Annotated in this window: 10 protein-coding genes; all 10 read left to right on the top strand. The window is 42.1% G+C overall.

The features are described from left to right. The first annotated feature begins 44 nt into the window (after positions 1-44). The 10 genes from HMPREF9010_RS06975 to HMPREF9010_RS07015 all read left to right on the top strand — a co-directional run bounded on the left by HMPREF9010_RS06975 (position 45) and on the right by HMPREF9010_RS07015 (position 11773). The gene (locus HMPREF9010_RS06975) at positions 45-1079 is read left to right on the top strand and encodes an HlyD family secretion protein (protein WP_004321762.1); all 1035 of its coding nucleotides are present in this window, start codon (positions 45-47) and stop codon (positions 1077-1079) included. Positions 1080-1166: 87 nt separating this feature from the next. Continuing rightward, positions 1167-2786 (top strand): hypothetical protein, encoded by a 1620-nt coding sequence (locus HMPREF9010_RS06980; RefSeq protein WP_008650353.1) that lies wholly within the window; start codon positions 1167-1169, stop codon positions 2784-2786. Between the two features lie 233 nt (positions 2787-3019). Continuing rightward, on the top strand, positions 3020-5311 hold the full coding sequence (locus HMPREF9010_RS06985) for an NADP-dependent malic enzyme (protein ID WP_004306858.1): 2292 nt from the start codon (positions 3020-3022) through the stop codon (positions 5309-5311). Continuing rightward, on the top strand, positions 5308-5484 hold the full coding sequence (locus HMPREF9010_RS25940) for a hypothetical protein (RefSeq protein ID WP_004297674.1): 177 nt from the start codon (positions 5308-5310) through the stop codon (positions 5482-5484). The genes HMPREF9010_RS06985 and HMPREF9010_RS25940 overlap by 4 nt, the downstream gene beginning before the upstream one ends. Before the next feature lie 247 nt (positions 5485-5731). Next, a complete protein-coding gene (locus HMPREF9010_RS06990; protein ID WP_004297671.1) occupies positions 5732-7066 on the top strand; it encodes an NADP-specific glutamate dehydrogenase in 1335 nt (444 codons plus the stop codon). 303 nt (positions 7067-7369) lie between these two features. Beyond that, complete coding sequence (locus tag HMPREF9010_RS06995) at positions 7370-8830, top strand: catalase (RefSeq protein WP_008650352.1); 1461 nt, start codon at positions 7370-7372, stop codon at positions 8828-8830. A gap of 162 nt (positions 8831-8992) precedes the next feature. Then, a complete protein-coding gene (locus tag HMPREF9010_RS07000; RefSeq protein WP_004297664.1) occupies positions 8993-9211 on the top strand; it encodes a helix-turn-helix transcriptional regulator in 219 nt (72 codons plus the stop codon). Continuing rightward, positions 9208-9534, top strand: coding sequence for a HipA N-terminal domain-containing protein (locus HMPREF9010_RS07005; protein WP_004297663.1), 327 nt, complete (start codon positions 9208-9210; stop codon positions 9532-9534). Before HMPREF9010_RS07000 ends, HMPREF9010_RS07005 begins: the two co-directional genes overlap by 4 nt. A 2-nt stretch (positions 9535-9536) precedes the next feature. Continuing rightward, entirely contained in the window at positions 9537-10472 is a 936-nt protein-coding gene (locus tag HMPREF9010_RS07010; RefSeq protein ID WP_032852837.1) for a HipA domain-containing protein, read from the top strand. A gap of 173 nt (positions 10473-10645) precedes the next feature. Further along, on the top strand, positions 10646-11773 hold the full coding sequence (locus tag HMPREF9010_RS07015; protein ID WP_004297660.1) for a PCMD domain-containing protein: 1128 nt from the start codon (positions 10646-10648) through the stop codon (positions 11771-11773).

Here is an 11773-nt window from a genome sequence, read left to right as displayed (position 1 = left end):
TATAACAGAATCAAATTCTCATCTCTCTTAAAATAGAACAGATTATGATAGCTAGAAAAACCCAGAAGATAATATACAACATTGTAATTATCTGTTTACTTATCGGTGGTGTCACTTATGTTTGTTCCCGGTTTATCCACTTGGGAAATATCGAATATACGGATAATGCACAGGTGAAACAACATATCACGCCGATCAATACCCGTGTACCGGGATTCATCAAGAAAATCTACTTTGACGAGTATCAGCAAGTGCGCAAAGGCGACACGCTTCTTATCATCGAAGATGCGGAATTCCGTCTCCGTGTGGCACAGGCAGAAGCAGATTTGGCGAATGCCACCGCAGGACGCCAGGCCACTACCATCGGTATCGCCACTACGCAAAACAATTTAAGTGTGAGCGACGCAAGTATTGAAGAAGTACGTGTACAGATGGAAAATGCCAAACGTGAACTGAACCGTTTTGAGAAACTGTTGCAGGAAGACGCAGTGACGAAACAGCAATATGACAACGTACATACAGCATACGAAGCTGCCAAAGCCCGTTATGAACAGGTGTCACGGGCTAAAATGTCTACTTCTTTAGTGAAAAGTGAGCAGACTCATCGCCTGGGACAGAATGAAGCAGGTGTCCGCCTGGCAGAAGCTGCGTTGGAACTTGCCCGTCTGAATCTCTCTTATACAGTCATCATTGCTCCGTGTGACGGCACGACAGGAAAGAAAGAAATCCTGGAAGGGCAACTGGTGCAACCGGGACAGACTATGGTTGATATCGTAGACAGCAGTGATTTGTGGGTAATCGCCAATTACCGCGAAACCCAGCTTCCGAATATCAAAGAAGGTGCAGAAGTGGAAATAACCGCAGACGCCGTGCCGAACGTCACATTCAAAGGAGTAGTAGAATCCATCTCCGATGCAACAGGAGCCGCCTTCTCAATGATTCCGCAAGACAACGCCACCGGAAACTTCGTGAAAGTGGAGCAACGTATTCCCGTACGTATCAGTCTGAAAGGAAACAAACCGGAAGATTTAAAACGCATGCGTGCCGGTTTTAACGTGGAATGTGAAGTGAAGTATTAACCGCTTTAACCCTTTATCGTTTTAATCATTGTTTTAATTATCAATTGCTTTAATTTTTTAATTTTCAATTCTTAATTTTCAATTCTTATGAGTGCTCCTGTTCTGAACGGTCCTTTTGTTTTGCCGATGTTCCGCAGTTTCGTGCCGCGGAAGATGCAACCGTGGATTTATCTTTTCATAGCCGTCACCTTCCAACTTTCGGGAGGTGTCTATTTGGGTGCATTGAATCAGATGATCGGCAGCATGTCACTGATGCGGGAGGATATTTTAATGTGCATGTATGCCAACCTGGCCGGTATGGCGATCTACTTTCCGTTACTGTTCCGCATGAAGTTCCGTTTTACCAATAAAACCCTGCTTACATCGGCCGCACTGGGAGTATTACTCTGCAACCTGATAGCACCGCATATCACCTTTCTCCCTCTATTGTGGTTGGTCTGCTTCATCGAAGGTATGTGCAAAATACAGGGAACTTTCGAGTGTATGTCAAACATTCAGCTGTGGATGACCCCTAAACGGGATTTCACCGTTTTCTTTCCCTGGCTTCATATTGTAATTTTGGGAAGCATCCAGCTATCTGACCTACTTACGACCCGTCTAATGTATCATTATCACTGGACGTACATGAACCTGTTCGTTGCCGGTCTGATGCTGATTGTCTTATTGATACAGTTCACTTGTGTGAAGCATTTCCGGTTCATGCGTAAATTTCCTCTGTTTGGTATCGACTGGCTGGGCGGGATACTATGGGCTGCCTTATTAGCGGAAATCGCCTTCCTCTTCAACTACGGAGACTGGTACGACTGGTGGAACAGCCCGGTCATCCGCCAACTTACCATCGTGATTTTCATCACTTTAGGAATTTGTATTTGGCGCATGATGACCATTCGACACCCATTTCTCGAACCAAAGATGTGGACGTACCGCCATTTTTTGCCTTTATTGGGATTAGTCACTTTAGTGGAAGCGTTCCTCGCCACGGAGCACGTGCTGGAGGAAGTCTTTTACGAGGAAGTAATGAAATATGAAGAACTGGTCAGTTCCCAACTCGATTGGCTTGCCATTGTCGGTATCGTATGCGGTTGTGTGTTTTCGTATTGGTGGATGCACGTCAAGCAGTATAATTATGTACGCCTGGTCATTGTCGGCTTTATCGGGTTGATCGGTTACCTGATCGGTTTCTACCTGACTTTATCCACCGACATCCATATTTCACAGCTTTACCTGCCGACCGTATGTCGGGGCTTCGCTTATGCCATATTGAGTGCTACTTTTATGGTGTGTCTGGAGGAAATCATGACTTTCCAGCATTTCTTCCAGGGATTAAGTGTGTTCAATATGCTGCACATGGTAGTAGGCGGCGTAGTGGGAGCCGCAATCTATGCACAGGGATTGGCGTATTATGTTCCCGACAATCTGGCCCGTTACGGTTCAGCCATCGATCATGTAGCTTTCAGCAGTAGTCCGTTCAATCTGGGTCACTATATGGAAGAGTTTATCAGTCAGATGATGGAGATAAGCATCAAGCAGATTTACGGCTGGGTGGCTTATGCCTGCATTTTCCTCTTCCTATTGTTATTGCTTTACGATTTCCCGGCTCGACGCTCACTAAAAAATATACCAAGCTGGAAAGAGGTGGCAAGGGAGGTGAAAAATACGTTCTGGCGGACAACACACACGCCGTCGGAGAAAGAAATAGAAAGATAACTATTAGACACAGATCGTATGATAACCGCATGTTTATATCAAACGAAAAATATGTGATCCTGCGTCATCTGTATCTGATAATAGTAAGTTGTCCATTAATTGTATCCGACTTCATTATTTTAGCCATTTTGCTATAAAATTAATAGAAATTATTAATCAACAGCTACAATTTCGAACTTTTATTCCTACATTTGCGGTCAAATGATAACTTATTAACAAATTTCATAAATACCATGGCTAAAATAACGAAAGAAGCCGCTTTGCTCTATCATTCACAGGGCAAACCCGGTAAGATTGAGGTAGTGCCTACCAAACCTTACAGTACACAAACCGACTTATCACTCGCATATTCTCCCGGTGTAGCAGAACCTTGTCTCGAAATTGAGAAGAATCCGCAAGATGCGTATAAATATACGGCTAAAGGTAATCTGGTAGCCGTTATTTCCAACGGTACAGCCGTACTCGGACTGGGTGATATAGGTGCATTGAGCGGTAAACCTGTAATGGAAGGTAAAGGTCTGCTTTTCAAAATTTACGCGGGCATCGACGTTTTCGACATCGAAGTGGATGAAAAAGATCCGGAGAAATTTATTGCTGCAGTAAAGGCTATTGCTCCTACTTTCGGAGGTATCAACCTGGAAGACATCAAAGCTCCCGAATGTTTTGAAATCGAACGTCGCCTGAAAGAAGAACTGGATATACCTGTCATGCACGACGATCAGCACGGTACTGCTATTATCTCCAGTGCCGGTTTGGTGAATGCCCTGCAAGTGGCCGGAAAGAAAATCGAAGATGTAAAAATCGTTGTGAACGGTGCAGGTGCATCTGCCGTATCTTGTACTAAATTGTATGTGTCACTGGGTGCACGTCTCGAAAACATCGTCATGCTGGATAGTAAAGGCGTTATCAGCAAGGCGCGCACGGATCTGAACGAACAGAAAAGATTTTTTGCAACCGACCGCACGGATATTCACACGCTGGAAGAAGCAATCAAAGGTGCAGATGTATTCCTCGGCCTGTCGAAAGGAAATGTGTTAAGCCAGGATATGGTGCGCAGCATGGCTCCGATGCCGATTGTGTTCGCATTGGCTAACCCGACACCGGAAATCTCTTACGAAGATGCCATGGCAGCACGTCCTGACGTACTGATGGCTACCGGACGTTCCGACTATCCGAACCAGATTAATAATGTAATCGGTTTCCCGTATATCTTCCGCGGTGCTTTGGATACTCACGCTAAAGCTATCAACGAAGAGATGAAGATTGCAGCCGTACACGCTATCGCTAATCTGGCAAAACAGCCGGTACCCGATGTAGTTAATGCGGCATACCACGTGAACAACCTCTCTTTCGGCGCGGAATACTTTATCCCGAAACCGGTAGATCCACGCCTCATCACCGAAGTTTCCTGCGCAGTGGCAAAAGCTGCTATGGAAAGCGGAGTGGCCCGCACTGAAATTAAAGACTGGGATGCTTACTGTGTTCACCTGCGCGAATTGATGGGTTATGAATCCAAACTGACCCGTCAGCTGTATGATACAGCCCGCCGTTCACCGCAACGTGTCGTATTTGCCGAAGGTATTCACCCGAATATGCTGAAAGCCGCTGTTGAAGCGAAAGCCGAAGGTATCTGCCATCCTATCTTATTAGGAAACGACGAAGCTATCGGAAAACTGGCAGAAGAAATGGATCTTAGCCTGGAAGGTATTGAAATCGTCAATCTCCGCCACCCGGATGAATCGGAACGCCGCGAACGTTACTCACGCATTCTTGCAGAAAAACGTGCACGCGAAGGCTTTACTTATGAAGAAGCCAACGATAAGATGTTCGAACGCAACTACTTCGGTATGATGATGGTGGAAACGGGAGATGCAGACGCATTCATCACCGGACTTTATACAAGATATAGCAATACGATCAAAGTGGCCAAAGAAGTAATCGGTATCCAACCGGGCTTCAAACACTTCGGAACAATGCATATCCTGAACTCCAAGAAAGGTACTTACTTCCTGGCAGACACACTGATTAACCGCCACCCGGATACGGAAACATTGATTGACATCGCTAAATTGTCTGATAAAACAGTTCGCTTCTTCAATCACACGCCGGTTATCTCAATGTTGTCATACTCCAACTTCGGTGCTGATACTGCAGGTAGCCCTGTGAAAGTGCACGAAGCTGTTGCCCACATGCAGGAAGAATATCCGGAACTGGCTATTGACGGTGAAATGCAGGTAAACTTTGCCATGAACCGCGAATTGCGTGATACCAAATATCCGTTTACCCGCCTGAAAGGAAAAGATGTAAATACATTGATTTTCCCGAACTTGAGTTCAGCAAACGCCGGTTACAAACTGTTGCAGGCAATGGACCCGGATACGGAATTCATCGGCCCTATCCAGATGGGATTGAACAAACCTATTCATTTCACCGATTTCGAAAGCTCTGTCCGCGACATTGTCAATATCACAGCTGTAGCCGTGATCGACGCCATCGTTGACAAAAAGAAAAGAGGAGGTAAATGAAACGTCCGTTATCCAAATCACAAATAGTTTGCATCAGCCTGCTTTGGTTGGCGCTTTGCTATCTAGTTCTGACAAAAGCCGAACGAATTGACGGGATGACGGTGGTAATGCTTGGCATTTCGGCAGCATTAGTGTTTATTCCTGTCTATAAGTCGATCAAAAAGAACAAATAAATATCTTTTTTCCTATTTTTAATGCGATAAAATATCAAATTTGATGTTTTATCGCATTTTTCTTTATAAAATGTTTGCTAGTTCAATTTTTATCTTTACTTTTGCAACCGAAAATAAATATCCGATGTACCCATACGCAGATGTGCAAATCTGCTATATAGCACAAAAGCACATAGTCAAACGGTATATTAGCAAATTGTCAAATTAGCACTTTATTTATATCAACCAATTAAAGAAAAAAAAGATTATGAATGCAGCAAAGGTATTAGACGATCTGAAAAGAAGATTTCCCAATGAACCGGAGTATCATCAAGCAGTAGAAGAAGTACTTTCTACTATTGAAGAAGAATACAACAAACATCCGGAGTTTGATAAAGTAAACTTGATCGAACGTTTGTGTATTCCTGATAGAGTATATCAGTTCCGCGTGACTTGGATGGATGATAAAGGTAATATTCAGACCAATATGGGTTACCGTGTTCAGCACAACAACGCGATCGGCCCTTACAAAGGCGGTATCCGTTTCCACGCATCTGTAAACCTTTCTATCTTGAAGTTCCTTGCCTTTGAACAAACATTCAAAAACTCACTGACTACTCTGCCAATGGGTGGTGGTAAAGGTGGTTCCGACTTCTCTCCTCGTGGAAAGTCAAATGCTGAAGTAATGCGCTTCGTACAGGCATTCATGCTGGAACTGTGGCGTCACATCGGTCCTGAAACTGACGTTCCTGCTGGTGACATCGGTGTTGGTGGCCGCGAAGTAGGTTTCATGTTCGGTATGTATAAAAAACTGGCTCATGAATTTACCGGAACATTTACAGGTAAAGGCCGCGAATTCGGTGGTTCACTGATTCGTCCGGAAGCTACAGGTTACGGTAACATCTACTTCCTGATGGAAATGTTGAAGAGAAAAGGAACTGACTTGAAAGGTAAAGTTTGTCTGGTTTCTGGTTCTGGTAACGTTGCTCAATATACAATCGAAAAAGTAATCGAACTGGGTGGTAAAGTAGTTACTTGCTCTGACTCTGACGGTTATATCTACGATCCGGACGGTATCGACCGCGAAAAACTGGATTATATCATGGAACTGAAGAATCTGTACCGTGGCCGTATCCGTGAATACGCAGAAAAATATGGTTGCAAATATGTAGAAGGAGCTAAACCTTGGGGTGAAAAATGTGATATCGCTCTTCCTTCTGCTACTCAAAATGAATTGAACGGTGACCACGCTCGTCAGTTGGTAGCAAACGGTTGTATCGCTGTATCTGAAGGTGCTAACATGCCTTCTACTCCAGAAGCTATCAAAGTATTCCAGGATGCAAAAATCCTTTACGCTCCGGGTAAAGCTGCTAACGCCGGTGGTGTATCAGTATCAGGTCTTGAAATGACTCAAAACTCTATCAAATTAAGCTGGAGCGCTGAAGAAGTAGACGAAAAGCTGAAGAGTATCATGAAGAATATCCACGAAGCTTGCGTTCAGTACGGTACAGAAGCTGACGGATACGTAAACTATGTGAAGGGTGCTAACGTAGCCGGATTCATGAAGGTTGCTAAAGCAATGATGGCACAAGGTATCGTATAATCAGCAAAAGATATATAAGCTATAGTTTATTTAAAAGCTCCCGTCTTCCGTGAAGGAAGTGCGGGAGTTTTTTATGCAATAAAAAGATGTACGACACCCGGGTGTCAGCACAATAATCTTTGTAGAAAAATAAATAGCAGACAATACACACACAATTCATAGTTATTCTCTATCTTTAGATAGAAATTATCTGTTTGACAAGCGAGCAAAAGAAGCCTATCTTTGTTATATATTATAAACCCCGGATGAAAGAATAAAAGGAAACAGTCTGCTTATACTTGTATCCGACTAAAAAATCTATTTATGGAAAAGAAAAAACTTACTGCAGCGAACGGTCGTCCTATCGCTGACAATCAAAACTCGCAAACCGCAGGTCAACGCGGACCTGTAATGTTACAAGATCCCTGGCTTATAGAGAAGCTTGCCCATTTTGATCGTGAAGTAATTCCTGAAAGACGTATGCACGCTAAAGGTTCGGGAGCTTACGGTACGTTTACTGTCACCCATGACATTACAAAGTACACCCGTGCTGCTATTTTCAGTAAAGTCGGAAAACAAACAGAATGTTTTGTCCGTTTCTCCACCGTAGCCGGAGAACGTGGAGCTGCTGATGCAGAACGTGACATCCGTGGTTTTGCTATGAAATTCTATACGGAAGAAGGTAACTGGGATTTGGTGGGTAACAACACTCCTGTATTCTTCTTACGTGATCCGCTTAAATTTCCGGATCTGAATCATGCCATCAAACGAGATCCGAAAACAAATATGCGTAGCCCGAACAGTAACTGGGACTTCTGGACGCTTTTACCGGAAGCATTACATCAAGTTACTATCACTATGAGTCCGCGTGGTATTCCTTATTCATATCGCCACATGCACGGATTCGGCAGTCATACTTATAGTTTTATCAATGCAGAAAATCAACGTATTTGGGTTAAATTCCATCTGCGTACCTTGCAGGGTATCAAGAATCTGACAGACCAGGAAGCAGAAGCAATAGTTGCTAAAGATCGCGAATCTCATCAACGTGATCTCTTCGAGAGCATCGAAAAGGGCGATTATCCGAAATGGTTATTCCAGATTCAGTTAATGACGGAGGAAGAAGCGGACAACTATCGTATCAACCCGTTTGACCTGACTAAAGTATGGCCGCACAAAGATTTCCCTCTACAAGATGTTGGTGTCCTTGAACTGAACCGCAACCCGGAAAATTATTTTGCTGAAGTGGAACAAGCTGCTTTCAACCCGATGAATATTGTAGACGGTATCGGTCTGTCTCCCGACAAAATGTTACAAGGTCGTTTATTCTCTTATGGCGACGCACAACGTTATCGTCTAGGGGTGAATGCAGAACAAATTCCGGTCAACAAACCTCGTTGTCCTTTCCACGCCTATCATCGTGACGGTACTATGCGCGTAGACGGTAACTACGGTGCTACTAAAGGGTATGAACCGAACAGTTACGGCGAATGGCAGGATTCTCCTACTATGAAAGAACCGCCTCTTAAAGTTACCGGTGAAGTTTACAACTACAATGAACGGGAATATGATGACGACTATTATAGCCAACCGGGTGACTTATTCCGACTGATGCCAGCTGAAGAACAACAATTATTGTTCGAAAATACAGCTCGCGCCATGGGAGACTCCGAATTGTTTATCAAACAACGTCATGTGCGCAACTGCTACAAAGCCGATCCTGCATATGGAACAGGAGTTGCCAAAGCGCTGGGTATTGACTTACAAGAGGCTTTGAAAGAATAATCTGCTATCACTTTCCTCTACAGGTACTCCTTCTTCCCAAAGAAAGAGTACCTGTTTTCTTATACCCCATAAGGTATAATTCATAAATCTACAACTAAATTTATACCCTAAAGGGTGTAAAATAGAAAATTTACATTATCTTTGTACCCAAAAGGGTATAATATGAACGATAAATCATTATCAGAATACGTCAAGCAAATGCGTAAAGAACATAACTTGACCCAAGTAGAGCTGTCCGAAAAATCAGGAGTCGGGTTACGTTTTGTACGCGAACTCGAACAGGGGAAACAGACTTTGCGTCTTGATAAAGTAAATCAAGTGCTTAGTCTCTTTGGAACGGAAGTGGGTGTTGTACCAATAAGTAAATTCAACAAGCTATGAGACAAGCACTCATATACAACCAAGACCAGTTGGCAGGATTGCTTACAGAAGATGAAAATGGCTATACCTTTCAATATGATACAGCCTACATTAAATCCAGCGATGCGGAATCTATCAGCCTCACACTGCCAATCTCGGAAAAGCCATATACAAGTCTAATATTATTCCCATTCTTTGACGGTCTTATTCCTGAAGGCTGGCTTTTAGATATTGCTGAAAAAAGTTGGAAGATAAATCGACGTGACCGTATGTCACTACTGCTTGCCTGTTGCAAAGATTGCATCGGTGCAGTTAGTGTGATTCCCATCTTAAATAAAGAATAATGATGAGCAGATGCCTATATTGTTATCAGGAACTTGGCGAGGGAGAAACTGATTTTCACCCTCAATGCGGAAAGAAAATATTTGGGAGCAAAACAGTTCCTCTCCTACCTTATACAAAAGCGGATATTAAGCAACTTGCCGAACAAGTCATACGCTCACAAACCACACTTACAGGAGTGCAAGCAAAATTGTCTCTCGATATATCATCGTCCCCCAACCAACCGCAACGCTTTACTATCGTTGGTTTATGGGGACGTTATATTCTCAAACCGCAAACGGAACAATTTAAATACATGCCTGAAGTTGAGGATTTAACGATGCATCTTGCCGAATTGGCTAAAGTGAACGTTGTCCCTCATTCATTGATTCGTTTTGCCGATGGCGAATTGGCCTATATCACTAAACGCATAGATAGAACCGCAAAGGGTGAAAAGTTGCCAATGGAGGATATGTGCCAGCTCTCGGAACGCCTCACAGAGTATAAATATAAGGGCTCTTATGAAAAGATATCAAAGATAATTATGCAATATTCCTCTGTGCCAAAACTTGACGTAATAAATTTCTGGGAACAAGTCGTTTTCTCATGGCTGACCGGAAATGCGGATATGCATCTGAAAAACTTTTCACTTTATAGTCAGCGTAAAGGCTATTATTCACTGACCCCGGGATATGACATGCTCTCTACGGCACTCCTCATGCCGGAGGACACTGAAGAATTGGCTTTGACACTTAATGGGAAAAGACGCAAAATCAAGCGTTCTGATTTTGAAGTTGCCATGAATAGCTGCAGTTTAGAGAAAAAGATCATAGACAACCTATTTTCTAAATTTACCAAAGTTGCCGAGAAATGGTTAGAGTTCATAGATATTTCTTTCTTGCCCAAAGAAATGAAGCAACAGTACAAGTTGATTATAACAAGGAAGTTAGATTTATTATAAAAACAGTGCGGGGATTTAAAAAGGAATAATTCATTTATAACATTAATTTTAAAAAGGCGCTAATTTTATTGAATTACTTAAGTGATGAAGTACTGCATTTCAAAAAAGAAACTTAACTTTGCAACCAAGTTTTATAAAAGAGACTGAATTAGTAAACTAAAAAGGAAAATCAAATGAAAATTAAGACTTTAATAGCCTATTTCATCTTTACATGTGCAATATCTTCCTGCATACAGGATGAAGCATTAAATTCAGAAGCAGCCATTGATGTTTGTTCAGGCGATGATGTGCAATTGGCAAATATCGATGCAGATTCTAAAGTAATCAATGTATATGTAAATAAAGGAGCCGACCTTTCCAAACAAAAATTAGAATTTACACTTCCACAAGGAGCTACAATTAAAGTAAATACTCCAATAACTGGAGATACTGAATCTACCTATGATTTCAGCGAAGAACCGCACTCCCGTAAATTCACTGTTACATCAGAAGACGGTCAATGGCAGCCTGTTTATACCGTTAATGTGATTTTAGCGGAATTACCTACCCTTTTCAAATTTGAAGAATTACTGACAACCTCCAGTGAATACGATACATTTTACGAATTTACACCTGCAACCTCACAAGAAATATCTAAAGTATTACAATGGTCAAGCGGTAATCCCGGTTTTAAATTAACGGGTATGGCTAATTCTAGAATAGATTACCCAACAGTACAAGTTGCAAATGGTTTTAAAGGTAAGGCTGTAAAGCTAGAAACTCGTAATACTGGAGATTTTGGTGCAATGGTAAAAATGTATATTGCTGCTGGAAATTTATTTATCGGGACATTTGAAGTAGAAAATGCACTGACAAATCCTAGAAAAGCAACGAACTTTGGTTTTCAATTTTATAAACATCCCATAGCACTTAAAGGATATTATAAATTTAAAGCTGGGGAAGTTTATTCTGTAGAAGGACAGCCACAAACCGGAAAAAGGGACAAATGTGATATTTATGCTGTTATGTATGAGGCAGAAAATAATTCTATCATGCTTAATGGTGATAACGTATTTAACTCTGATAAATTGGTATTATTAGCACGAATAGAACCTGAAGATATTGTTGAATCAGATGAATGGAATGAGTTTACTATACATTTCGAATCAGTAAAAGGACGAGAAATTGACGATACGAAACTACAAAACGGTAAATATAAATTAGGTATTGTACTATCATCCAGCGTAGATGGCGCCTATTTTAGAGGAGCTGTCGGTAGCACTCTATACGTTGATGAGCTAGAACTTATTTGTAAAGAATAA

Origin of the sequence: Bacteroides sp. 3_1_23 (assembly GCF_000162555.1) — a bacterium.
Classification (GTDB): Bacteria; Bacteroidota; Bacteroidia; order Bacteroidales; family Bacteroidaceae; genus Bacteroides; species Bacteroides ovatus.
This window is presented reverse-complemented; position numbering and strand designations above follow the sequence as displayed.